Here is a 22,965-nt window from a genome sequence, read left to right on the forward strand (position 1 = left end):
GATGCTAGGTGCAGGCCGCAAGGCAAACCTGCGGCAGATAAACAGGATTTGTGAAAGATTGTGAACGCGCGCCGTCGCGTTGCCGCCATAGGGTATCTGCGTTATTGCCGCCGATGTTGCGGTGCAGGATAAAGCATGAAACTGTCGTTTCATGTCCACCATGCTGCGCATCCTGCTCGTCACCGATACTGCCAAGCCCATCGGCCAGCTCGCCGCCGCGCTGACCGCCGCCGGTTTCGACGTGATCGCGCAGGCTCCCGGTGCGCGGGCACTGGCCCAACTGGTGGAAAGCCGCCGCCCTGATGTGGTCATCGTCGATACCGAATCCCCCTCGCGCGATACGTTGGAGCAATTGGCGGTGATGAACGCGGCTGCCCCGCGCCCGGTGGTGATGTTCTCGGATTGCGCTGACCCGGCCACCGTACGTGCCGCGGTCGCCGTGGGGGTGACCGCCTATGTGGTCGAAGGCGTGGCGCCGGCGCGGCTTGCCGCAGTGATCGCGGTGGCGCAGGCGCGCTTTGACGAGGACAACCGGCTGCGCGAGAAACTCGCTGATGCCGAACAGAAGCTCGCCGAGCGCAAGCTGATCGATAAGGCCAAGGGGCTGTTGATGGACAAACGCGGCCTCACCGAGGCCGAAGCTTTCGAAACGCTGCGCCGACAGGCGATGAACCGGGGCATGAAGCTGGCCGATGTGGCGCGGCAGCTGATTGCCATGGCCGATTTGCTGGGATGACACGATGCGCCTGGAAAAGACCACGCTGACCCTGGGCTATATGCCGCTGACCGATTGCGCACCGCTGGTGGTGGCGCAGCGCATGGGCTTTGCCGAAGCGCGTGGTTTGACGCTGCAGCTGGCCTGTCAGCCTTCCTGGGCAGTGCTGCGGGATCGGCTGTTGGGCGGCGAGCTCGATGCCGCACAAGCGCTCTATGGCCTGCCGTACGGCGTGGAGCTGGGCCTTGGCGGCCTGCGCCACGAGATGGCCGTATTGATGACGCTGAACCAGAACGGCCAGGGCATTGCGCTGGCCCGCGCCTTCATGGATGCGGTGAAGAGCGGTGACGGCCTGCGCCGTGCGTTGCTCGCCGCAACACGGCGGCTGACCTTGGCGCATACCTTTCCCACCGGCACGCACGCGATGTGGCTGTACTACTGGCTGGCCGCGCATCGCATCCATCCGCTGCGCGACGTAAAAACCGTGGTGGTGCCGCCGCCGGATATGGCCGGCGCGCTGGCGCGTGGCGAGCTCGACGGCTTCTGCGCCGGCGAGCCCTGGCCCGCCGTGGCCGAGCTTGCACAGATCGGCTATACGCTGGTGCCCAGTGCCGAGATCTGGCCCGACCACCCTGAGAAAGTACTCGCCACTACGCGGGCCTTCGCCGATGCACATCCACAGACTGCCGTGGCATTGGCCGCCGCCTTGATCGAGGCCGGCCGCTGGCTCGATCACCCGGCGCAGCGCCAGCAGGCGGCGCCCTGGATCGCCGAAGCCATTGGCGTGCCCGAAGCCGCCGTCGCTCCTCGGCTGATCGAGGGCCACGGTCGTGGCGGGCGGGCGCATGCAGTACGTTTTTATGGCCGTGGTGGCGAGGTGTGCTATCCGTGGCTATCGGACGGCATGTGGTTCCTCACCCAGTACCGCCGCTGGGGACTGCTCGGCCAGGAGCCGGACTACTTGGCCTTGGCAAGCCGGGTAAACCGGCTTGACCTCTACTGCGAGGCTGCGCGCCTTGCCGGGGCCGATCTGCCAGCTACGCCGCTGCGGCGCAGCGTGCTGATCGATGGCAGGGCGTGGGATGGTGGCGATCCTCAAGCTTATGCAAACTCGTTTGCATTGCACGCCTGAATCCGGCGATGAGCATCGTCGGGCTGGTCTGCCGCTGCGCGATTAGGGTGTAGAACGTGCTGCAGACTTGCCAATGGCGTGTACCGGTTGCCTGGGCAGGCACACGCCATTGGCGAGCGCTTACGGAACCGGCACGTAGGTAATGTAAGGCGGCACCGTGCTCCAGTACTGCGATTTCCCCATTTGCTGGTGTTCCAGCAAAGTGCTCGGTCGACACTGATCCGGCGCACTGCATGACCACACCGAGATGAAACGGGACGCACCGGCAGGAACGGTGGCCGAGGCGCGCTGGATCCGGCCTTCGCTATTGGTTTGCAGCACGCTGCCTGCGCTTCTGCTGCAGCTGCCGTCGGGCAGGCGGGCCGGTGGCGGTGGTGGGGGCTGTGTGCCGGAGCTGAGGTTCTCGGTGATCGGCGCCTCATGGGCGGTGACGCCGTCCAGGCGGATCTTCCAGGTCGCGGCCCAGCGCAGCGCATCGCTCTCGGTCTTGACCGTGCACGCCGCCGTGACGGTGTGTACGTAGGTGACAGAGATCGAGGAGAGGAAGCTGACGGAAATCGTGTTGCCGGTCTTGTTGACCGTGGCGCTGAACAGGCCGGGCAACAGCATGGGATCGAGGTCCCCGGCCGGAGCATCGCCCTTCAGTGCCCAGGCGCCCCAGTCGCCGCCGGGCTGCTCGCCCTGTGTCCACCATTTGGCCTCGAACAGCTTGCCAGCGGAGATGACGCGATCGCCGGTGTTGTAGCTGCGGGTAGCCACCCATGGCTGCGGGCCGCCCGTCGATTCCTGTTCCCAAGCGCCCCAAGCAGCCCCTGGTGCCTCATTCTGGTTCCACCAGCGCGCCTTGTAGTTGATGCCGGCATAGGAAACCCGGTCGCCGGCAACATAGGCGGGTGCAGACTGCCATGCAGGGGCCAGTTGCACAGGCTGGGCGGTGTTGAGGCGGGCAATGACTTCGCTATTGGATAGGCCCGCGACGGTTCCCGAAGACGCGTGCTTGGCCAATGTGGGGCAGGCGCCACCCGACGTCGGCGGGATGTAGGGGAAGTTGGGGTCGAGGTCAGGCTGTACCACCGGCAGCTTGCCGTCGACACCAGGGGGCAGCGGGATCTGCAGCGGTGGTGGCGGAGAGCAGGCCCAAACCGGCGCCGCAAGGCCAGCGCTGCTGAGCAACGCAACAATAAACAGCGATTTCATTTCAATCTCCTCTTCTTGTGGGCATCACGTCATATCGATGTGGCCGGCGCAGCGGCAGTGAGTGCTGCCTGATTACGCCGTTGGCATGATTTCACCAGCGTTGTGCAAGGCGAGGAGGGCGTCAAGCAGTGCGTTACAGGGCAGATTCAGCAGCGTTTGCTGACATAGCAAGCGGAATCGGCTCGGGCGCCAAGTGGGCAGGCCTGATGGGCCGCCAGTCGTTGACCGGCGGAGCTGATGGTGGCGAACCACGAATGGCTAGATCGCCAGATCCACATGCTGGATGGTGCCGCCGCTCCCCGATTCGGACAGCCAGACGCCGGAGGCGCGGATCTGCCCAAGATTGCGGTTGTTGCTGTCCTTCAGGTCGAAATCCGCACGGCCGTGGCCGAGGTAGATGGCACCGACATTGAGATCGGACAGGCCCAGCAGCCGGTCGTTGCCTGCGTCATCCTTGAGCCAGACCTTCAGTTGGCCCCATACCGCATCGCCTTCGTCGATCCAGCCGTTGCTGTCGTCGTCGTAGAGCGCGAGGTCGGCAAAGCCATTGCCCGATTGCGGGCCGAACAGCTCGCGGCCATCGTCGACGCGGTCATTGCCGTTGCGATCGAGCGCCAGAAAGCCACTACCGGATTTCAGCAGCGAGATATCGTCCTGCTTGCCGTCTGCATCCAAGTCAAAAGCGAAGGTCTGCTCGGCGAGCTGTGCCGCGCTGCCGTCGAAATTGATCACCAGCGGATCCTTCTGCGGCCGTGCCAAACTGCCGGTAGCCATGGAGACCGAAGTCTCGCTGCGATAGCTGCGTTGCAGCAGCAGCTCAGCCGAGAAGCTGATTTCGCGACCATCGGCCGTCTTGACCACGCCGTCGGCGGTGAAACTCGCCGATTCGAACTCTTCCAGCACTTGGCGGTAATCGACGGCGAGGCCACCCTCGCTGCCACTGTTGCCGGGCTGGCTGGGCGCGCTGGCACTCATCAGCAGGCCATCGAGGTCCGCCACCTTGACCGATTTGCCGGTCATGGCCTCGACCAGCCGGCGCAGCAGTTCGATGCGCCAGTCGAGCCCGCCCGATTTCAGCGTGCCGAGCTCCGATGCGGCGCGGGCCTGGCCCGTGTCGGACAGGGCCACGTCTTCCTGCTGCGGTGGGCGAGGCGGCTCGCTGCGGATCTGCAGGCTGGTTTCGCTGCGGCTCTGGGCGGCCCGTTCGGCCCCGACGCTGACGGATGATTCGACGATACGCATGGCAGCCCCCACTGCAGATGCTGGTTCTGACTAGCGATCGGCAGGGTTGCGGCTTTCTTGAAGAAAGCCGCTCAGAGCAGGCCGCGCTCGGCGAACGATACGACTTGATGTCCTGCAACAAGAAAGTGATCCAGCAATCTGATTTCCAACAGATCCAGTGCATGGCGCAACTGACGGGTGAGCAACTCGTCGGCTTGCGATGGCTCGGCGCAGCCCGACGGATGGTTGTGCGCGACGATCACCGCGGCGGCATTCCACGCCAGCGCGCGGCGGGCGATCTCGCGTGGGTAGACCCGCGCCTCCTGCAGCGTGCCGCGTGCCATTTCCTCGGCGGCGAGCACCCGATGGCCGTTGTCGAGGAAAAGCGCCGCGAATACCTCGACATCGCGCCCGCGCAGCCACAGCCGCAGGTAGTCGCGCACTGCTTCAGGCGAGGTCAGCGCATCGCTCTGGCGCAGCGTTTCACCGAGTGCGCGGCGTGCCATTTCCTGCACCGCCTGCAGTTGCGCGTACTTGGCATCGCCCATGCCGGGCACCGCGGCAAATGCATTGCGACTGGCGGCAAACAGGCCGTTGAGCGAGCCGAAGCGGTTCAGCAACTGGCGCGCAAGGTCGACCGCGCTGACTCCCGGCAGGCCCACCCGCAGGAATAGCGCCAGCAATTCGGCATCCGACAATGCAGCGGCACCGTGCTGCAGCAGTTTCTCGCGCGGCCGCTCCGCCGCGGGCCAGTCAGTGATGGACATGGTTTACACTTCGCGCATTCAGATAAACCGATATACGCAAAGGGCTGCGATGAAGCAAAAACGCATCGTGCTGGGCGTCACCGGCGGGGTGGCAGCGTACAAGGCCGCCGAGCTCACCCGGCTCCTCGTCAAGGCCGGTTGGGACGTGCATGTGGTGATGACGGAAGCGGGCAGTCGTTTCGTTTTGCCGGTCACCTTCCAGGCCTTGTCGGGCAATCCGGTCTACACCGACCAATGGGATGCCCGACCGGACAACAACATGGCGCACATCAACCTGACCCGCGGCGCAGCTGCGGTGCTGGTGGCGCCAGCCACGGCAGACCTGATTGCCAAGGTGGCACACGGCCTGTGCGATGACCTGCTGACGACGCTGATCGCCGCGCGCGATTGTCCCTTGTTGCTTGCACCGGCGATGAACCGGCAGATGTGGGACAACGCACCCAATCAGCGCAATGTGGCGCAGTTGAAGGCCGATGGCGTGGCCATCCTCGGCCCCGGTTCGGGCGAGCAGGCCTGCGGCGAGGTCGGCGACGGCCGCATGCTGGAGCCCGAGGACATCCTGATGCGGCTGGAAGCGGCGCTGCGGCCCAAGCCGCTTGCCGGCAAGCGGGTGCTGCTGACGGCCGGCCCCACCTTCGAGCGGATCGACGCGGTGCGGGGCATCACCAATTCCAGCTCCGGCAAGATGGGTTTTGCGGTGGCCCGTGCCGCCTGGGAAGCCGGCGCCGAGGTGGTGATCGTGGCAGGTGAGACGCCGCTGGCCACGCCGCCCGATTGCCGGCGCATCGACGTGCAATCGGCACAGCAGATGCTGGCTGCAGTCGAGCTCGAAGTACCGCACGCCGACATCTTCATCAGCGTGGCAGCGGTGGCGGACTACTACGTGCTGAACCAGAGCGAGCACAAGATCAAGAAGGATGCGCACATCCTCACGCTGGAACTCGCGCCCAATCCGGACATCCTCGCCAGCGTGGCCTGCGCGCCCAAGCCGCCGTTCTGCGTCGGCTTTGCCGCCGAATCGGAGAACCTGCTCGAATACGCCGACGCCAAGCGCCGCCGCAAACAGCTGCCCCTGCTCGCCGCCAATCTGGTGCAGCAGGCGATGGGCGCGGATGACAACGAAGTCATCCTGCTCGATGACGCCGGCACCCACCGCCTGCCGCGCGGCCCCAAGCTCGATGTGGCGCGCCAGCTGGTGGCCCACCTCGCCGCGCTCTACACCCACACCAGGAAACCCGCATGACCCGCCCCATCCTCGACATCAAGATACTCGACGAGCGCCTGCGCCAGAACCTGCCGGCCTATGCCACTGCCGGCGCGGCCGGGCTCGACTTGCGCGCCTGCCTGGAGGCGCCGCTGGAGCTGGCGCCGGGTGCGACCACGCTGGTGCCCACCGGCATGGCCATCCACCTGGCTGATCCGGGCCTGGCCGCGATGATCCTGCCGCGCTCGGGCCTGGGGCATAAGCACGGCATCGTGCTCGGCAACCTCGTCGGCCTGATCGACTCGGACTACCAGGGCCAGGTATTCGTCTCGGTGTGGAACCGCGGCCACACCGGCTTCACCATCCAGCCGCTGGAGCGTATTGCGCAGCTGGTGGTGGTGCCGGTGGTGCAGGTCGAATTCAACGTGGTCGACGACTTTGCCGAGAGCGAGCGCGGCGAAGGTGGCTTTGGCAGCACTGGCAAGCACTGAGCTCACGGCACGGACCGAGGCACTGCTGCGCGCCGATGCCACGCGCTGGCGTTGCCTGACGGCGATGCAGGCGCTCGGCCTGCCTGATGGCTGGATTGTCGCGGGCTTCCTGCGCAACCTGGTCTGGGACCATCGCTTCGATACCCGTACCGGCTTGAACGACGTGGACGTGGTCTATTTCGACCCGGTCGATCTCGGCCGGGAGGGTGAGCAGCAGCTCGAAGCGCTTTTGGCGGAAGCGGAGCCACAGGTGTGCTGGCAAGTGCGCAACCAGGCACGCATGCACCTGCGGCATGGTCATGCACCCTACCGCGATTGCCTCGACGCCATTTCCCGATACCCGGAGTATGAAACCGCCGCTGGCGTGCGGTTGGGTCCCAACGGCACGCTCGAATGGCTGCTGCCATTCGGTCTGGAGCACAATTGGGCCGGGACTCTCACCGCCAATCCGACCGTGCCGTTGCCGGTATTCCAGCACCGCGTGCAGCAGAAACAATGGCTGGCGATCTGGCCTGAGCTGCGCGTCGTGGTGAAAGAGGTCGGCCCACGCTCGGACGGCGCGCCCGACGCGTAACGCGGTGTGACGGCCCGGTTACACGTCACGCCGTCTGGCTTACCGGGCGAAACCAAAAGCATGTTGTCGGCATAGGGAAAGCTGTCGGAAAGTGGCGGGGCGCGGCAATCCCGCCGTGCTTCGACCTGACCGGATCGCCCCCATGCAGCCCTCCCGTTTTCTGCCCATCCTGCTTGTCTTGAGCCTCGCCCTTGCCGCTTGCGGCAAGAAGGAGGAAGGCGGTGGCGACTTTTCCAGCGCGGAATCTGCCGCTCCCGCCATGGCCGAAGCCGCGCCCGCTGCCGCAGTGGCCTCCAGCCCGGCTGACGCGCTGACGTCTCGTGTACTGGGCAGCCTGCCGGCCGATCGCCGTTTCGTGATCACCGCCAGTGTCGAGGCGCGCGTAAAGGACACCTATCGTGCCAGTACCGCGATCGAGGATTTGGCGGCGACAGAGGGTGGTTTTGTGATCCGCAACGATCTCACCGCTGAGGTCAGCGATACCCGCGAGTTCGCCCAGCCGGATGGCACCCGCCTGGAGTTGGTGCAATACGTTACGCGCGCCCGCTTGATTGTGCGGGTGCCCACCGCACGCACGCAGGCTTTCCTGCGCGCGCTGGCCGCGCAAATCGATTTTCTGGAAGCGCGCAGCTATGGCGCCGAGGATGTGCAACTGGATTGGCTGCGGCAGCAACTGGCCGCGCGACGCAGCCAGGAAGCACAGCAGCAGATGGGCGAGGTGGCTTCCGCGCCGGGGCGGACCAGCCAGCGCATCGAGGCAATTGATCGCCAGTTACAGACCAAGGCCGCGCGCGATGAGGCGATGCTGGCGCAGGCGCTGCTGGACGACAAGGTAACCTACAGCACCGTGGCGCTGACGCTGCACCAGCCGCCGCAACTGCGCAGAACGGTACTGGCCGATTTCGAGTCCGCGCTGGCCGACCAACGTCCGCCGTTCCTGGCGAGCCTGGGCCAATCGCTGAAGACCGGTTGGCGCGGCCTGCAGACGCTGGTGATCGCACTGGCGGTACTGTGGCCGCTGTGGCTGGCTGTGGCGCTGGTGCTGGGCGTGGTGACATGGCACCTGCGCCGCCGCCGGGTCACGACGCAAGCGTGACGGTCAGTCAAGCAGCGCTGCCAGTTGCCGGGTGAGCTGCCTGGCGCTGGCTGCCGCGGCCTGTTCCAAGGGCGCCCGATGGGCTGCGTCGTCTCGCCAGCCAGCCTGGAACTGGACATCGTAGTCGTGCAGGTCGCCCAAGTCGGACTGTGCCCGCTTCAATGCGGCATGCAGCTTGCGCTGGCGCTTGGGCAACCAGCGCCCGGCGTGCTCGATCAGGTAACGCAAGCGCTTCACGTCGAGCCGCAGCGCATGCCAATGTTCGGCATCGCGTGGGTGGGCGAGATCGTCGGCGAGCCGCTGCACCAGACGCTGGCTACGGCGGCGGATGCGCCGGCGCAGCACGGCACGCTGCCGTTCGGCGAGGCTCAGGTCCAGCCAAGCGTGGCTGGCAGCAAGCAGCACCGGCCAGTCGACGCTGCTGAGCGCGGTACGAACAACGGCGTAACCGGTATCCCGCTGCTGGATGATCTGCGGGCGAGCAGGGTGGTCGTCGGACAATTGCGTCAGTTGCACTTCGGCATCGCGTGCCGGGCCGGTGAGGGCGGCGAGGCTGCGCCAGGCCTGCAGCAACGCAAGATCGGTCTCACGGCGCCGAAATACCAGCGGTAGCAGAGCACGCCAGCCTCGCAAGCCGATGCGTAGCTGGTGCAGAGCATCGGGCTGCGCGGCGAGCACGCCGTTGCGCTGGACTTCGATCTGGTCGAGCAGTGCATGCAGTTGCTGCTTCAACTGGCGTTTGCGGGGCATCGCGTATTACTCCAGCCAGCTCGCAGCCAGCGTGCGGGCTTCGCCCAGCGAGCGGACCACGGGCACGCCCAACGCCAGCGTCTCGGCAGTGGGTGGTTTCAGATCGGGCACCATGATGACGCGGCAACCGGCGGCGTGCGCGGCAGCCACGCCGAAATTGGAATCCTCGAACACCACGCAGTGCTGCGGTTTGGCGCCAAGCAAACCGGCAGCCTTGATGTAGATTTCCGGGTCCGGCTTCGGCTGGGCGATCTCATCGCCGCACACCAGCAAGCGAAACCGCGTGAGGATGCCCACCGCGTCGAGGTGATGCTCGGCGATGCTGCGCCGGGTGGAGGTGGCAACGGCCTTGGGCAGCTCGGCGTCTTCCAGCCAGCCCAGCAGCGACAACAGGTCGGCCTTGAGCGGAATGGGGCGGGTGGTTGCCGCCATATAGCGGGTGTGGGTGGCCGCGAGCAGCGCCTCGGTCGGGAAATCGCTGCCGAACAGGTCGGTCAAGTAGGCCGGCGCCTTGCTGATGTGCATGCCGACCATGCCGAGCGCGGCGGACTCCGGAAAGGTGAGGGCGAGTTCGGTGGCGGCATCCAGCCAGCAACCGATGGCGATGCGCTCGGTATCGAGCATCAGGCCGTCCATATCGAAAATGGCGGCGCGCGGCGGGGCAAGGGCGGACATGGTGGAACCGGGTTGCAGGTAAAATAAGCAGATTCGCCGAGTCTAACCGAGTTCCCGATGAAGCAAGCCGCCACCGTCACCTGCCATTGCGGCCTCAATGCCGACTATGTCGCCTGTTGTGGCCGCTACCATGCAGGTGAGGCCGCACCGACGGCGCAGGCGCTGATGCGCTCGCGTTACAGCGCCTATGTGCTGGCGCTGGAGCCCTATCTGCTCGCCACTTGGCATGCCTCGACCCGACCGCTCCAGCTTGATCTCGCGAGCGATGCTCCGGCCCGCTGGCTGGGGCTGACGGTGAAGCACCATGAAGCGACTGGCGATACAGCAGTGGTCGAGTTCGTCGCGCGCTACAAGGTGGGTGGGCGCGCCTATCGCCTGCACGAGACCAGCCGGTTTGTCCGCGAGGGTGGGCGCTGGTTCTATGTTGATGGCGAGTTGCACCAAGACTGAGTGGTGTCGGCGCCACATGCGGCGGCGTGGTGCATGTCCTTGATTTCGCATGCGCAATATTGGTGAGGGAAAATCCTGAGTCCTGATTTCCTGCACCAAGCTTGACTTCGTGCAGTTCCAGCGATAATTTCAAACAAACGTTTGAAACCCGGTTTGTCGGGTTACGTGAATAATGCCGGCGCAGCGACGCCGGCAATCGCTGGAGACCGACATGGCTGAAACGGCCAAGGCGCAGGAAACGTCGACGCGCATACTCGACGCTGCCGAGGTGTTGTTCGTCGAGCACGGCTTCGATGCCACCTCGATGCGCATGATCACCCAGACCGCCGGCGTGAATATCGCAGCGGTCAACTACTATTTTGGCTCCAAGGATGGCCTGTTCAAGGCTGTGTTCGAGCGTCGCGCCGAGCCCTTCGCCCGGCTGACGCTGGAAAAGTTGAATGAGATCGAGGCTGGTGGCGCGGTGCCCAATCCCCGCCAGATCACAGAGGCCTTCGTGGCCGCATCGGCGCTGATGGGGAGCGATACCACACTGGGTGGCCAGTTGTTCGTGCGCCTCCTGGGCCGCACTTTCGTCGAGCCGCATCCCATCCTCAAGGAAAGCATGCCGCGCCGCTATGGCGAGGTGACTCGCCGCTACGTCGCCGCCTACCAGCGTGCCTTGCCGCAGCTTTCCGAAGCCGAGGTGCACTGGCGTTTCCATTTCCTCACCAGTGCCATGTTCAACGCCTTTGCTGGCAACAACGTGCTGCGGCTGTTCATGACCCAGCCGCTCGTCAACGCGCGCGATCCCCAGCTGATCGCCCGCATGCTGCTGCCCTTTATCGAAGCCGGCCTCAACGCGCCGGCCGCCGCATAACCCGGAGGAGTACCCATCATGACCGTGCTGATTACCCTGGCCGTCATCCTCGTCGTCGTGACGATGCTGGCCTACTGGCGCGCGCCGCTCTGGTTGAGTTCGCTGTTTGCCGCTGGCGGTGTCGCCTACGCCGTGTTTGGCTGTGGCGCGCACTGGGCCTGGCTTGCCGCCACGCTGCTGGTGCTGGCCGTGCTCAACCTCAAGCCACTGCGCCGCGCCGTGCTGACCGGCCCCATCTTCCAGGTGTTCAAGAAGATCACTCCGCCGATGTCGCAGACCGAGCAGGAAGCGGTCGACGCCGGCACCGTGTGGTGGGACCGCGACCTGTTTTCCGGCAAGCCCGATTTCGACCGCCTGCACAGCTTTCCGGCCCCCACGCTTTCGCCCGAGGAAGAAGCCTTCCTCAATGGCCCGACCGAGGTGCTGTGCAGCATGCTCGACGACTGGAAGATCACCACCGAATCCAAGGATCTGCCGCCCGAAGTGTGGCAGTACATCAAGGATCAGGGCTTCCTCGGCATGATCATCAAGCGCCAGTACGGCGGCAAGGAGTTCTCCAACTACGCCCATGCCCGCGTGGTGACCAAGATCGCCACCCGCTCCGGCTCAGCCGCCGTCACGGTGATGGTGCCCAACTCGCTCGGCCCGGGTGAGCTGTTGCAACATTACGGCACGGAAGCGCAGAAGGATTACTTCCTGCCGCGCCTCGCCAAGGGCGTCGAAGTACCGTGCTTTGCGCTGACCAGCCCCGAAGCCGGTTCCGATGCTGGTGGCATCCCCGATTTTGGCGTGGTCACTCGCGGCAGCTACGTCGACCCACGGACTGGCGAGCGCCACGACAACGTGCTTGGCATCAAGCTTTCCTGGGAAAAGCGCTACATCACGCTGGGCCCGGTCGCCACCATCCTTGGCATGGCGTTCAAGCTGTACGACCCGGATCATCTCTTGGGGCAGAAAGACGAAATCGGCATCACCTGCGCGCTGATCCCCACCAACCACGAGGGCGTGAACATCGGCCGCCGCCACTATCCGGGTACCGCCGTATTCATGAACGGCCCGAACTGGGGCAAGGATGTGTTCATTCCGCTCGACTGGGTGATCGGTGGCGCGAGCTACGTCGGCCAGGGCTGGCGCATGCTGGTCGAGTGCCTGTCGGTGGGGCGCTGCATCTCGTTGCCGGCCATGTCGGTGGCTTCGGGCAAGCTCGCGGCCTATACCACCGGTGCCTATGCCCGCATCCGCAACCAGTTCGGCCTCGCCATCGGCCGTTTCGAAGGGGTAGACGAAGCACTGGCACGCATCGGTGGCCATGCCTACCAGATGGATGCGGCGCAGCGCCTGGCGCTGACCGGTCTCGACATGGGCGAAAAGCCGTCGGTGCTGTCGGGCATCCTGAAGTACCACAACACCGAGCGCATGCGCTCCGTGATCAACGATGCGATGGACGTGCATGCCGGCAAGGCGGTGTGCGTCGGGCCGCGCAACTACCTGGCCTCGGGCTACGGTGCGATCCCGGTGGCGATCACCGTGGAGGGTGCCAACATTCTGACCCGCTCGATGATCATCTACGGCCAGGGTGCCATCCGATGCCATCCGTTCGTGCTGAAGGAAATGCGTGCGGCGATGGCGAACGATGCGGTCACCTTCGACGATGCGGTGATCGGCCATATTGGCTTCACCCTGTCCAACAAGGCGCGCTCCTTCGTCATGGGCCTGACTGGCGCCCGCCTGGTGTCGGCGCCAAAATCCGGCCCGACTGCGCAGAACTACCGCGATATCGTGCGGCTGTCTTCCGCTTTTGCCTTCCTTTCCGACATGGGCATGGCCACGCTGGGCGGCAGCTTGAAGTTCCGCGAAAAGCTGTCGGCCCGACTCGGCGACATGCTGTCCAACCTCTATATCGCGACTGCAGCGCTGAAGAAGTTCCACGACGATGGCGAGCCCAAGGAGGACCGCCCGCTGGTGCGCTGGGCCGTGGAATCGGCGCTGTACGACTGCCAGGAAGCCATGAACGGCTTCCTCAACAATCACCCGAATCGCTTCCTGGCCTGGTGTATGCGCCGCGTCGTGTTCCCACTCGGCATGACGCTGAAAGGCCCGGCCGACCGCGTGGGCACACGGATTGCCCGCGCGCTGATGGAACCGTCGGCCTCGCGCGATCGCCTGGTGCAGTACATGTACCTGCCCAAGGAGGAAAGCGATCCGATCGGCGTGCTGGAACACGCGCTCAAGGCCGTGATCGATACCGAAGGCCTGGAGAGCAAGCTGCGCCGCGCACAGCGCGAAGGCCAGCTCAAGGCCATCACCGCGCGCGAGCGGCTGCAGGAGGCGCGAGGCAAGGGCCTGCTGACCGACGCGGAATTTGCCGCCGTGGAACGCGCCCGCCAGCTCAAGCGAGAAGTCATCATGGTCGACGATTTCGACGGCCATCTGCAGAACCCGGATCCCGATGCCATCCGCCGGGTGGTGATCTGACCCGTGTGCGCCGTGTCCGCCCGGTCTTGACTGGGCGGTCCGGCGAACCTAACAAAACCTAAACGGGGACGACGCAGCGCGAGCTGCACAAATAGGAGAGCACGAGAATGAAAAAAATCGCTGTAGCGGTACGCATGATCGGCGCCGGTTCGCTGGCACTCATTGCCGGTCAGGCAGGTGCTTCGGGTTACCACTTCGGTACCCAGAGCGCCAGTAACCAGGGCGTGGCCAACTCGGGTGCCGCTCAAGTGATGGATGCGTCGACCATCTTCTACAACCCCGCCGGCATGACGCGGCTGAAGGGCACCAACCTCACCGGCGTGCTCAACGTCATCATCCCGGATGGTGAATTCACCAACGATGGCAGCACCAGTGCCGCAGGCCAGCCAATCGCCGGCAACAATGGCGGCAACTTCGGCCCGACCACGCCGGTGCCGCATTTCTATGGCACCTACCAGATCGACGATGCGCTGACCGTCGGCCTCGGCATTTTCGTTCCGTTCGGCTCGCACAGCGACTACGACGAGAACTGGGTCGGCCGTTACAACTCGCTGGAAAACCAAGTCCAGACCGTCAACATCAACCCGTCGATCGCCTACAAGGTGAACAACGTGGTGTCCATCGGTGGTGGCGTCAGCGTCCAGTACATCAAGGGCAAGTTGTCCAAGGCCATCGACTTTGGTACCGGCGTGGCCGGCCAGCTGGGTAACCCGGGCCTGGTGCCGCTGCTGGGTGCAAACCCCACCTACGACGGCAGCGTCGTGATCAAGGGTGACGACATCGGCTACGGCTTCAACCTGGGCGCGCTGTTCGAGATCGACGAGAACACTCGCGTCGGCGTGGCCTATCGTTCGCGCATCAAGCACAAACTCGATGGCGATGCCGATTTCACCGTGCCGCAGACCTTCGGCTCGATCGCAGCACTCGGCCCGGCTGCCGGCGTGATCCAGGCTCGCCTCAACGCGCAGTACCAGGACACCGGTGCCAAGCTGAACATCGATACGCCCGAATCGTTCTCGATCAACGGCTTCCGCCAGATCAACGAGCAATGGGCGGTGATGGCCGACTACACCCGCACCAAGCATTCGCGGCTGCAGGAAATCCGCGTACAGCTCGATGGCCGTGCCGATGCCGTGACCGAAACCGACTGGAAGGACACCAATCGCTACTCGATCGGGACCACCTACCAGCTCAACGAGAAGTGGCTGCTGCGCGGCGGTCTGGCGTATGACCAGTCGCCCGAGGACAACGACAACCGCATCCCGGGCATCCCGGATAGCGACCGTACCTGGTTCGCCGTTGGTGCCAACTACGCGCTGACCGACCACAGCTCGATCGATCTGGCTGCGATCTACGTCTCGCTGAAGAAGGCACCGATCGATCAGACCGACGAGAACGGCTCCACCGTCAGCGGCCAGTACGACGTGAACTCGATCACGCTGGGCGCCCAATACAACCACCGCTTCTGATCCCACCCGCCGGGCGGCGACCCCGTCCGGCTCTTTATCACTGCGAGGTCCACACCAACATGGCCAACGTGCATATCCGCCGCGTCGCGGTACTGGGCGCCGGCGTCATGGGCGCACAGATCGCTGCCCATCTCGTCAACGCCGGTATCGAGACCGTCCTCTTCGACCTGCCGGCCAAGGAGGGCGACGCCAACGGCATCGTGCTGAAGGCGATCGACAACCTGAAGAAGCTCAAGCCCGCGCCAGTGATGTCCGCCATGCGCGCCGAGCTTATCCAGCCAGCCAACTATGGTTCGGACCTCGAACTGCTCAAGTCCTGCGACCTGGTGATCGAAGCCATTGCCGAACGGCTGGATTGGAAGCTGGATCTGTATGCCAAGATCGCCCCGCATCTCGCCGATCACGCCATCCTCGCCACCAATACCTCGGGTCTGTCGATCCAAAAACTGGCCGATGGCGTGCCCGCGGCGCTGCAATCGCGCTTTTGCGGCATCCACTTCTTCAACCCGCCGCGCTACATGTATCTGGTCGAGCTGATCCCGCTGTTGAAGACCGACGCGGCACTGCTCGACAACCTGGAAAGCTTCCTCGTCACTCGCCTCGGCAAAGGTGTGGTGCGGGCCAAGGACACCCCCAATTTCATCGCCAATCGCATCGGCGTGTTCTCGATGCTGGCAACGATTCATCACGCCGAACAGTTCGGTATCCGTTTCGATGTGGTCGACGACCTGACCGGCCCGCGCATGGGCCGGCCGAAGTCGGCCACCTTCCGCACCGCGGATGTGGTCGGCCTCGATACCTTCGCCCATGTGGTGAAGACCATGACCGACAACCTGCCCCATGACCCCTGGGCGGCCTACTACCAGAGCCCGGCTTGGCTGGCCGCACTGATCGAGAAGGGTGCGCTGGGCCAGAAGACCCGTGCCGGCATCTACAAGAAGGATGGCAAGGCGCTGTTCGTGTTGGACCCCAAGGCGGGCGAGTACGTTGAAGCCGGCCAGAAGGGCAGCGACGAGGTGAAGGCCATCCTCAAGCTCGACGATCCGGCCGCCAAGGTGAAGGCGCTGCGCGAATCGAGCCATCCGGAGGCGCAATTCCTCTGGGCTTGCCTGCGCGACGTGTGGCACTACGTGGCCACCCTGCTGCCGACCATCGCCGATTCGGCGCGCGATATCGATTTCGCCATCCGCTGGGGTTTTGGCTGGAAGCAGGGCCCGTTCGAGTTGTGGCAGGCCGCCGGCTGGAAGGCGGTGGCCGAGGCCGTCGCCGTCGACATCGCCGCCGGCAAGAGCATGGCCAAGAGCGCCTTGCCGGACTGGGTTGGCCAAGTGGACGGCGTGCATGCGCCAGCCGGCAGCTACAGCGCGGCGCAGGGCAAGCTGATCGAGCGCTCGACCTTGTCGGTGTACGGTCGCCAGCTCTATCCGCCGCAACTGGTCGGCGAGGCCGAGCCAGATTACGGCGAGACCGTGTTCGAGAACGACAGCGTGCGGCTGTGGCTGCCGCCTGCGGCGCCGGATGTCCCGGTGCTGACGTTCACCACCAAGGCCCACGCCATCGGCGCCAATGTGCTGGCCGGCGTGCAAGCCGCGATCAAGATCGCCGAGGAGCGTTTCCAGGGCCTGGTGATCTGGCATCCGGAAGCACCGTTCTCGGTGGGGGCTGACCTCGCCAGCATGGGGCCGGCCTTCATGACCGGTGACTTCGGCGCGATCGAGAACATGGTTGCCGAATTCCAGAACACCTCGATGGCGATCAAGTACGCCAAGGTGCCGGTGGTCGGTGCTGCCCAAGGTTACGCCTTCGGTGGTGGCTGCGAATTCCTGATGCACTGCGCCCGCGTGGTGGCGGCGGTGGAAACCTATATCGGCCTCGTCGAGGTCGGCGTGGGCTTGCTGCCGGCCGGTGGCGGCTGCAAGGAGTTCGCGCTGCGCGCCAGTCGTGAAGCCAAGGGCGGCGACATCCTGGCCTCGCTGAAGGATTACTACATGGCGATGGCGATGGCCAAGGTCGGCACCAGTGCCGAGGAGGGCCAGCAGATCGGCTATCTGAAGGAGTCGGATATCGTGCTGTTCAACGCCAACGAGCTGCTGTTCGTTGCCCAGGCGCAGGTGCGGGCGCTGGCTGCTACCGGCTACCGGCCACCGGTCAAGCCCAAGACCTTCCCGGTGGCCGGCCGTGCAGGCGCTGCCACCATCAAGGGTCAGCTCATCAACATGCTGGAAGGCGGCTTCATCTCCAAGTACGACTACCACATCGGCGTGCAGATCGCGGAGGTGGTCACCGGCGGCGATGTCGATGCCGGCACGCAGGTGAACGAGGAGTGGATCCTCAAGCTGGAACGCGAGCGCTTCATGGGGCTCCTGAAGAAGGGCAAGACCCAGGAGCGGATCATGTACATGCTCGAGAATAACAAACCGCTCCGAAACTAACCGATCTGCGGGCCTCCGCGGCGCATGGCGGCGTCATCGGGGCTGGTTCGGTTGCTCATGGGCATCAGCCCATTGCGCGGCCTCTCCACCCCCATTCCTTGCCCTGCACCACGGCCTTTCCGCAGCTCCGCAGATTCTGGAATCAAGGCGGTTCGCAGACCGCCCAAAAGCAAATCAGGAGCTCCTCATGAGCAAACAGATTCAGGAAGCCTACATCGTCGCGGCGACCCGCACGCCGGTAGGCAAGGCGCCGCGCGGCATGATGCGTCATGTGCGGCCGGACGACATGCTGGCCCACGTGATCAAGGGTGCGCTGGCCCAGGTGCCGGGGCTCGATCCGGCGCGTATCGAGGATGCGGTGGTCGGCTGCGCCATGCCGGAAGCCGAGCAGGGCATGAACGTGGCGCGCATCGGCGTGCTGTTGGCTGGCCTGCCCAATACCGTGGGTGGCGTTACCATCAACCGCTTTTGCTCGTCCGGCATCAACGCCGTAGCGATGGCGGCCGACAAGATCCGCCTCGGCGAAGCCGACGTGATGATTGCCGCCGGCACCGAGAGCATGTCCATGGTGCCGATGATGGGCAACAAGGTGGCGCTCAATCCCGAGTTCTTCGCCAAGGATGAGAACTTCGCCATCGCCTACGGCATGGGCCTCACCGCCGAGAAGGTGGCCGAGCAATGGCAGGTGAGCCGTGACGATCAGGACGCGTTCGCCGTCGAATCGCACCGCCGCGCGCTGGCCGCCATTGAATCGGGCGCCTTTGCCGACGAGATCACGCCGCTGGATGCCACCTATCGCGTGCCCAATCTCGCTACCGGCGAGGTGGAGCTGGTGAAGAAGACGCTGACCACCGACGAAGGCCCGCGCCGCGATACCAGCGCCGAGGGCCTGGCCAAACTCAAGACGGTATTCGCCGCCAAGGGCTCGGTCACTGCCGGCAACAGCTCACAGATGTCCGATGGCGCCGGTGCGGTGATCCTGGTGTCGGAAAAGGTGCTGAAGGAGTTCAACCTCACGCCGCTGGCCAAGTTCACCACCTTTGCCGTGAAGGGTGTGCCACCGGCCATCATGGGCATCGGGCCCAAGGAGGCGATCCCGGCCGCGCTCAAGCTCGCCGGCCTCAAGCTCGATGACCTCGGCTGGATTGAGCTCAACGAAGCCTTTGCCGCGCAGGCACTGGCGGTGAGCCGCGATCTGGGGCTCGACATGAGCCGGGTCAATCCCAATGGTGGCGCCATCGCGCTTGGCCACCCGCTCGGCGCCACCGGCGCCATCCGCACTGCCACGCTGGTCCACGGCATGCGCCGCAAGGGCATGCACGGCCAGTACGGCATGGTGACCATGTGCATCGGCACCGGCATGGGCGCTGCCGGCATCATTCAGGTTCTGTGATGCGAGGCCGCCGGCGATGTCCGGCGGCCACGGTGATGCGGCGCGACCACGCCTTTTCTCGCATTTTACCCGGCCGGGCCATCCGGCTTGGGTTCCGCTTTGCTCTGCCTGTCTTTGCCCACGGCGCGAACAGCCCGTGGGCGTTTTTTTGCCCGAGGAGGGAACAGATGAAAACGATGCAACAGACCCTGCTGGCTGCGACGCTGACGCTGGCCCTGCATGTCGCGCAGGCTGTCGAGGTGGGCGGCGTGAATGTCGCGGACCAAGCCAGCGTGGCAGGCCAGAATCTGGTGCTGAACGGCGCCGGGGTGCGGACCAAGATCGTGGTCGATGTCTATGTCGCAGCGCTCTATACCAGCACCAAGACCACTGATGCGAACGCGGTGATCAAGGCTGGCACACCTCGGCGCGTGGAATTGAAGATGTTACGAGAAGTGTCGGCAGCGACCATGCATGAATCCTTCGTTGATGGCCTGACCGACAACGTGGGCAAGGCTGGCCTCAAGCAGTATGCCGCCCAGCTCGAAGCGCTCGACAGGCTGTTCAAGGAAGTGAAGTCGGTCGGCAAGGGCGACAGCATCCAGCTCGATTTCATTCCAGGCCAAGGAACGCGCGTCAGCGTACGTGGCAAGGCCTACCCGGTGATTGCCGGCGACGATTTCGCTAGTGCCATGCTGTCGATCTGGTTGGGGAAGGACCCAGTCCAAGGTGGCTTGAAGAACAAGCTGCTAGGAAGCTGAAATCAGCTGTTTGATCGCTCGTGGTGCGGGCCGGCAATCGCCGGCCCTTTTTTTGTGCCGTAGTTTTGCTACTGATGTAGTTTTGCTCCATATTGCTTTGCTACATTTCAACGTGATGAAAATAAAAGAAAATATAAAAACTTACGTAGCCAGTTACAGATTGAAACGTGTGTATATACGTAGTTTTTCTACAAAATACTTGCACCAAAAATGTAGTCCGCGTACAGTTCGTTCTGTGGCCAACGGGCTGCACCACTTGAGGTCAAGCACTCCAGAAGGGTGAGACCCATAACAGGAGAACACCATGCGTACCTTGTTCCGAATTTTCCGCAACGCTGAATCTGCTCAACGTCTGCTTATCAAATCCTACGGCTGGCGTCTGACGCTGGATCGTTGATCCCCCTTGCGCGGGGAGGGTTATCCCGGCGCCTGCAGCCGTGCTGCTTAGCTTCATCTGTTTTTCAGCGATCCCCTTGATCGCTTATCGACTCCTCCATCCTGTGCCCAGTCTCGCCGCCGTAAGGTGTGCCAGCTGGGCGTTTTTTTTGCCGGCTGCCAACGTGTCGGATTGATCAACTGGCGTAACGCAGACAGGCGGCGTGGACCGTGGTGGCCTGGATGGCGACGGTATCGGCGATCGGCGTGGCATAGCCGCCGCCCATGGTGATGGCGACCGGGATGCCGAAACGCTGGCAATGATCGAGCACCAGCGCGTCGCGTGCTGCAAGGCCGGCGGTGGAAAGCGACAATTTGCCCAAGCGATCGCCCTGGTAGCTATCGGCGCCGGCGAGGTAGATCACGAGTTCCGGCCGCGCCAGCGTAAACAGCTGCGGCAGGCTGCCGGCGAGTACATCGAGATAGCGTGCATCGTTGCACCCATCGTCGAGCTCGATATCCCAATCGCTCATTTCCTTCTGGAACGGGAAGTTGTTGCGACCGTGCATGGAAAAGGTGAACAGGCTCGGCACGTCGGCCAGCATCGCAGCGGTGCCGTTGCCCTGGTGTACGTCGAGATCGATCACCAGTGCGTGCTGTAGCGCCCCCGCCTGCAGCAGCAGCTTCAATGCAACCGCGCTGTCGTTGAAGACGCAGAAGCCGCTGCCATGATCGGCATACGCGTGATGGGTGCCGCCTGCCAGCGACACTCCGCAGCCTTCGTTCAGCGCAGTGCTGCAGGCTGCGATGGTTGCGCCGACCGAGTGGCGCGAACGTACCAGCAATTCGTTAGACCACGGCAGGCCCAGCGCGCGCTCCTCGGCACGGCTCAGCGTACCGTGCTGCAAGCGGGCAAGATATCCGGCGTCGTGCGCCGCCAGCAGCGCTGCATCGCTGGCGGCGGGTGCATCGACGATCAACGGCGCGGCAAACTCGCGCACCGCTTCATACAGCAGGTGGTATTTCTCGACGGGAAAGCGATGGCCCGGCGGCAGCGGGAGTGGATGCTGATCGGTGCGATAGATCTTCACGCCGGTTCGGCGTCGGCATCTGGCTGGCGCGCGGCGTGGGCCGGGGAGGTGGTGCGCAAAAACTCGCGCAGGATCTGCTGCTCGACACGGGCGCGCTGGCCAAGCGGTGCCGGCAGCTGCAGATGCAGGCCGATCGCCTCGCGATCATCCAGCGTGATCTTGATGCGGGGCTCCAGCGTTGGCGCCTCCAGTCCGAAGCCACGCTGCAGCTCGCGCGCATGCTGGCTCAAGTCTTCGCTGTAGCTGGCCACTACAGCCTGGGCGGCGGTGAGCAGTGCCAGCTCCGCACCCTCCCAGTCGGCACTGCGGCCGATGTCGATGTGCAGCGTATGCATCACGTAGCTGCCCAGCATGGTTTCGTTGTAAACAGGCTGCGACAGCAGCATGCTGTTGGGAAAAGTGATGCCGCGGCCCACCGTGCCCTTGTTGGCCATGGCTTGGCTCGATTCGACGAGCGTGGTCGACAGCACATTGGTGTCGATGACCTGGCCTTTAAGCCCGTTGATCTCGATGCGGTCGCCCACCGTGTAGGCATGCGTGCTGGTCCGGTAGATCGAACCCATCAGGCACAGGATCATTTCCTTGGTGGCCAGTACGATGGCGGCAGCGATGGCCACCAGCGACACTGCCAGCGTCTCGATCTCGTTGGCCCAGATCAGCGCCATGCCCAGCATGAAGATCACCAGCCAGGAATTGCGCAGCGTTACCAGCCAGCGCCGCTTTACCTCCGGGCCCAGATCCGCGCGCTTGAGCACCGCATGCCGGATCAATGTGCGCAGCACCATCAGGATGACGAGGAAGATCGTCGAGGCGGCGAGATCGCGCAGGAATACCTTGTCGACGAAATCGGGCAACCACTGGACCAACATGCAGACTCCTCATCTCCGGCGGCGGCCGGTAACGCGCCCATTCTAGCAGCGCCCCTTGCCCCACACCCCTGGCAGTCACTACGCTGCAGCATTCTTCATTCGCGTAACGGTGCCATGCGTAAGCTGATTCTGCTGCTTTGCCTGTTATTGGCCGCTTGCGGCCAACCCAAGCTACCCAAGATCCCCGCCGGCGCGACAGTGCTCGCGTTCGGCGACAGCCTGACCTACGGCACGGGCGCAGAGCAGGGGCAGGACTACCCAAGTGTGCTGGCAGGATTGATCGGCCGCACGGTGGTGAACCAGGGCGTGCCAGGCGAAACCAGCGCCCAGGGCCGCGCCCGGCTGAATGCGGTGCTCGACGAGGTCAGGCCTGCGCTGGTGATCCTATGCCTGGGGGGCAACGATTTCCTGCAGCGGCTACCGGCGCCGGAAACCGCCGCCAACCTTACCGCGATGGTCGAGGAGATCCGCGCGCGCGGTGTACCAGTGCTGCTCATCGGCGTGCCCAGGCCCGGCTTTGGCCTGAAGACGGCCGAGCTCTACACCGAAGTGGCCGATGCCACCGATGTGCCGCTGGAATACCAGGCGCTGGCCGACATCCTGGGTGATCGTACGCTCAAGAGCGATCCGATCCATCCGAATGCTGTCGGCTACCAGCAGCTGGCCGAGGCGATTGCTGCCGCGTTGCGCGAACGCGGTGCCTTGTAGCGCTGTTCAGACCGTCCCGACCGGCGCTGGATGTTTGGCGCAGAACGCGCGTTTTTGTGCAGGGCTCAGCTGCTTGAGCCGGTATTCCTGCTTCAGCGCCTCGCTCCGATCTGCACAGGGCAGAACGGCCAGCAGCGTGGCCGGCGGATGGCTGCGGGTATAGCGCGCGCCGCGGCCGCTGGCGTGCTCGGCGTAGCGCCGGGCCACATCGGTGGCGATGCCGGTGTAGAGGCTGCCATCCTGGCATTCGATCACGTAGAGGAACCACGGCATGGGCGAGGG

At 64.5% G+C, this 22,965-nt stretch carries 22 protein-coding genes; 14 read left to right on the forward strand and 8 right to left on the reverse strand.

Annotated elements, in window-relative coordinates:
- Positions 1-151 precede the first annotated feature (151 nt).
- Both FLM21_RS10910 and FLM21_RS10915 read left to right on the forward strand, forming a co-directional pair.
- On the forward strand, positions 152-736 hold the full coding sequence (locus FLM21_RS10910) for an ANTAR domain-containing response regulator (protein ID WP_246120706.1): 585 nt from the start codon (positions 152-154) through the stop codon (positions 734-736).
- Between the two features lie 4 nt (positions 737-740).
- Positions 741-1,847: a CmpA/NrtA family ABC transporter substrate-binding protein gene (locus tag FLM21_RS10915; protein ID WP_148715596.1), complete on the forward strand. Its 1,107-nt coding sequence runs from the start codon at positions 741-743 to the stop codon at positions 1,845-1,847.
- Between the two features lie 120 nt (positions 1,848-1,967).
- On the opposite strand, the gene FLM21_RS10920 is transcribed toward FLM21_RS10915, so the two are convergent.
- From FLM21_RS10920 to radC, 3 genes are all read right to left on the reverse strand, one after another.
- Positions 1,968-3,044: a carbohydrate-binding protein gene (locus FLM21_RS10920; RefSeq protein WP_187359864.1), complete on the reverse strand. Its 1,077-nt coding sequence runs from the start codon at positions 3,042-3,044 to the stop codon at positions 1,968-1,970.
- 258 nt (positions 3,045-3,302) lie between these two features.
- Complete coding sequence (locus FLM21_RS10925; protein WP_148715597.1) at positions 3,303-4,286, reverse strand: SPM autocatalytic domain-containing protein; 984 nt, start codon at positions 4,284-4,286, stop codon at positions 3,303-3,305.
- Positions 4,287-4,357: 71 nt separating this feature from the next.
- A complete protein-coding gene (radC, locus tag FLM21_RS10930) occupies positions 4,358-5,032 on the reverse strand; it encodes a RadC family protein (RefSeq protein WP_148715598.1) in 675 nt (224 codons plus the stop codon).
- Between the two features lie 49 nt (positions 5,033-5,081).
- Between radC and coaBC the strand changes: the two genes are divergently transcribed.
- The 4 genes from coaBC (at position 5,082) to FLM21_RS10950 (ending at position 8,397) form a co-directional block, all read left to right on the forward strand.
- Positions 5,082-6,275, forward strand: a complete 1,194-nt coding sequence (gene coaBC, locus FLM21_RS10935) for a bifunctional phosphopantothenoylcysteine decarboxylase/phosphopantothenate--cysteine ligase CoaBC (RefSeq protein ID WP_148715599.1) — start codon at positions 5,082-5,084, stop codon at positions 6,273-6,275.
- Positions 6,272-6,727, forward strand: coding sequence for a dUTP diphosphatase (gene dut / locus FLM21_RS10940; protein ID WP_148715600.1), 456 nt, complete (start codon positions 6,272-6,274; stop codon positions 6,725-6,727). Before coaBC ends, dut begins: the two co-directional genes overlap by 4 nt.
- On the forward strand, positions 6,699-7,301 hold the full coding sequence (locus FLM21_RS10945; RefSeq protein WP_222846679.1) for a nucleotidyltransferase family protein: 603 nt from the start codon (positions 6,699-6,701) through the stop codon (positions 7,299-7,301). Before dut ends, FLM21_RS10945 begins: the two co-directional genes overlap by 29 nt.
- A gap of 142 nt (positions 7,302-7,443) precedes the next feature.
- Positions 7,444-8,397, forward strand: coding sequence for a DUF4349 domain-containing protein (locus FLM21_RS10950; protein ID WP_148715601.1), 954 nt, complete (start codon positions 7,444-7,446; stop codon positions 8,395-8,397).
- Positions 8,398-8,400: 3 nt separating this feature from the next.
- Here the strand turns inward: FLM21_RS10950 and FLM21_RS10955 are convergent, their stop codons facing one another.
- Both FLM21_RS10955 and FLM21_RS10960 read right to left on the reverse strand, forming a co-directional pair.
- Positions 8,401-9,147, reverse strand: a complete 747-nt coding sequence (locus tag FLM21_RS10955; RefSeq protein WP_148715602.1) for a CHAD domain-containing protein — start codon at positions 9,145-9,147, stop codon at positions 8,401-8,403.
- A 6-nt stretch (positions 9,148-9,153) separates the two neighbouring features.
- Positions 9,154-9,822, reverse strand: coding sequence for an HAD family hydrolase (locus FLM21_RS10960; RefSeq protein WP_148715603.1), 669 nt, complete (start codon positions 9,820-9,822; stop codon positions 9,154-9,156).
- A gap of 57 nt (positions 9,823-9,879) precedes the next feature.
- Between FLM21_RS10960 and FLM21_RS10965 the strand changes: the two genes are divergently transcribed.
- From FLM21_RS10965 to FLM21_RS10995, 7 genes are all read left to right on the forward strand, one after another.
- On the forward strand, positions 9,880-10,272 hold the full coding sequence (locus FLM21_RS10965) for a YchJ family protein (protein ID WP_148715604.1): 393 nt from the start codon (positions 9,880-9,882) through the stop codon (positions 10,270-10,272).
- Between the two features lie 211 nt (positions 10,273-10,483).
- Positions 10,484-11,131, forward strand: a complete 648-nt coding sequence (locus FLM21_RS10970; protein ID WP_148715605.1) for a TetR/AcrR family transcriptional regulator — start codon at positions 10,484-10,486, stop codon at positions 11,129-11,131.
- A gap of 18 nt (positions 11,132-11,149) precedes the next feature.
- The gene (locus FLM21_RS10975; protein WP_187359865.1) at positions 11,150-13,606 is read left to right on the forward strand and encodes an acyl-CoA dehydrogenase; all 2,457 of its coding nucleotides are present in this window, start codon (positions 11,150-11,152) and stop codon (positions 13,604-13,606) included.
- Between the two features lie 107 nt (positions 13,607-13,713).
- Entirely contained in the window at positions 13,714-15,075 is a 1,362-nt protein-coding gene (locus FLM21_RS10980) for an OmpP1/FadL family transporter (protein ID WP_148715606.1), read from the forward strand.
- A 59-nt stretch (positions 15,076-15,134) separates the two neighbouring features.
- The gene (locus tag FLM21_RS10985; RefSeq protein ID WP_148715607.1) at positions 15,135-17,507 is read left to right on the forward strand and encodes a 3-hydroxyacyl-CoA dehydrogenase/enoyl-CoA hydratase family protein; all 2,373 of its coding nucleotides are present in this window, start codon (positions 15,135-15,137) and stop codon (positions 17,505-17,507) included.
- 187 nt (positions 17,508-17,694) lie between these two features.
- The gene (locus FLM21_RS10990; protein WP_148715608.1) at positions 17,695-18,900 is read left to right on the forward strand and encodes an acetyl-CoA C-acyltransferase; all 1,206 of its coding nucleotides are present in this window, start codon (positions 17,695-17,697) and stop codon (positions 18,898-18,900) included.
- Positions 18,901-19,067: 167 nt separating this feature from the next.
- A complete protein-coding gene (locus FLM21_RS10995; RefSeq protein WP_187359866.1) occupies positions 19,068-19,640 on the forward strand; it encodes a chalcone isomerase family protein in 573 nt (190 codons plus the stop codon).
- 572 nt (positions 19,641-20,212) lie between these two features.
- On the opposite strand, the gene FLM21_RS11000 is transcribed toward FLM21_RS10995, so the two are convergent.
- Complete coding sequence (locus FLM21_RS11000) at positions 20,213-21,106, reverse strand: histone deacetylase family protein (protein ID WP_148715610.1); 894 nt, start codon at positions 21,104-21,106, stop codon at positions 20,213-20,215.
- Entirely contained in the window at positions 21,103-21,975 is an 873-nt protein-coding gene (locus FLM21_RS11005; RefSeq protein WP_148715611.1) for a mechanosensitive ion channel family protein, read from the reverse strand. Before FLM21_RS11005 ends, FLM21_RS11000 begins: the two co-directional genes overlap by 4 nt.
- Before the next feature lie 114 nt (positions 21,976-22,089).
- On the opposite strand from FLM21_RS11005, the gene FLM21_RS11010 reads away from it, so the two are divergent.
- Complete coding sequence (locus FLM21_RS11010; RefSeq protein ID WP_148715612.1) at positions 22,090-22,683, forward strand: arylesterase; 594 nt, start codon at positions 22,090-22,092, stop codon at positions 22,681-22,683.
- Positions 22,684-22,689: 6 nt separating this feature from the next.
- Here FLM21_RS11010 and FLM21_RS11015 read toward each other — a convergent pair whose 3' ends face one another.
- On the reverse strand, positions 22,690-22,956 hold the full coding sequence (locus tag FLM21_RS11015) for a GIY-YIG nuclease family protein (RefSeq protein WP_148715613.1): 267 nt from the start codon (positions 22,954-22,956) through the stop codon (positions 22,690-22,692).
- Positions 22,957-22,965 lie beyond the last annotated feature (9 nt).

Origin of the sequence: Chitinolyticbacter meiyuanensis, assembly GCF_008033135.1 — a bacterium.
GTDB classification, from domain to species: Bacteria; Pseudomonadota; Gammaproteobacteria; order Burkholderiales; family Chitinibacteraceae; genus Chitinolyticbacter; species Chitinolyticbacter meiyuanensis.

What these genes read in the sequence shown, in the direction of transcription:
- FLM21_RS10910 (WP_246120706.1), top strand. Translation starts at nt 152, where the DNA reads ATGTCCACCATGCTGCGCATCCTGCTCGTCACCGATACTGCCAAGCCC.
- FLM21_RS10915 (WP_148715596.1), top strand. Translation starts at nt 741, where the DNA reads ATGCGCCTGGAAAAGACCACGCTGACCCTGGGCTATATGCCGCTGACC.
- FLM21_RS10920 (WP_187359864.1), bottom strand. Translation starts at nt 3,044, where the DNA reads ATGAAATCGCTGTTTATTGTTGCGTTGCTCAGCAGCGCTGGCCTTGCG.
- FLM21_RS10925 (WP_148715597.1), bottom strand. Translation starts at nt 4,286, where the DNA reads ATGCGTATCGTCGAATCATCCGTCAGCGTCGGGGCCGAACGGGCCGCC.
- radC (WP_148715598.1), bottom strand. Translation starts at nt 5,032, where the DNA reads ATGTCCATCACTGACTGGCCCGCGGCGGAGCGGCCGCGCGAGAAACTG.
- coaBC (WP_148715599.1), top strand. Translation starts at nt 5,082, where the DNA reads ATGAAGCAAAAACGCATCGTGCTGGGCGTCACCGGCGGGGTGGCAGCG.
- dut (WP_148715600.1), top strand. Translation starts at nt 6,272, where the DNA reads ATGACCCGCCCCATCCTCGACATCAAGATACTCGACGAGCGCCTGCGC.
- FLM21_RS10950 (WP_148715601.1), top strand. Translation starts at nt 7,444, where the DNA reads ATGCAGCCCTCCCGTTTTCTGCCCATCCTGCTTGTCTTGAGCCTCGCC.
- FLM21_RS10955 (WP_148715602.1), bottom strand. Translation starts at nt 9,147, where the DNA reads ATGCCCCGCAAACGCCAGTTGAAGCAGCAACTGCATGCACTGCTCGAC.
- FLM21_RS10960 (WP_148715603.1), bottom strand. Translation starts at nt 9,822, where the DNA reads ATGTCCGCCCTTGCCCCGCCGCGCGCCGCCATTTTCGATATGGACGGC.
- FLM21_RS10965 (WP_148715604.1), top strand. Translation starts at nt 9,880, where the DNA reads ATGAAGCAAGCCGCCACCGTCACCTGCCATTGCGGCCTCAATGCCGAC.
- FLM21_RS10970 (WP_148715605.1), top strand. Translation starts at nt 10,484, where the DNA reads ATGGCTGAAACGGCCAAGGCGCAGGAAACGTCGACGCGCATACTCGAC.
- FLM21_RS10975 (WP_187359865.1), top strand. Translation starts at nt 11,150, where the DNA reads ATGACCGTGCTGATTACCCTGGCCGTCATCCTCGTCGTCGTGACGATG.
- FLM21_RS10980 (WP_148715606.1), top strand. Translation starts at nt 13,714, where the DNA reads ATGAAAAAAATCGCTGTAGCGGTACGCATGATCGGCGCCGGTTCGCTG.
- FLM21_RS10985 (WP_148715607.1), top strand. Translation starts at nt 15,135, where the DNA reads ATGGCCAACGTGCATATCCGCCGCGTCGCGGTACTGGGCGCCGGCGTC.
- FLM21_RS10990 (WP_148715608.1), top strand. Translation starts at nt 17,695, where the DNA reads ATGAGCAAACAGATTCAGGAAGCCTACATCGTCGCGGCGACCCGCACG.
- FLM21_RS10995 (WP_187359866.1), top strand. Translation starts at nt 19,068, where the DNA reads ATGAAAACGATGCAACAGACCCTGCTGGCTGCGACGCTGACGCTGGCC.
- FLM21_RS11005 (WP_148715611.1), bottom strand. Translation starts at nt 21,975, where the DNA reads ATGTTGGTCCAGTGGTTGCCCGATTTCGTCGACAAGGTATTCCTGCGC.
- FLM21_RS11010 (WP_148715612.1), top strand. Translation starts at nt 22,090, where the DNA reads ATGCGTAAGCTGATTCTGCTGCTTTGCCTGTTATTGGCCGCTTGCGGC.
- FLM21_RS11015 (WP_148715613.1), bottom strand. Translation starts at nt 22,956, where the DNA reads ATGCCGTGGTTCCTCTACGTGATCGAATGCCAGGATGGCAGCCTCTAC.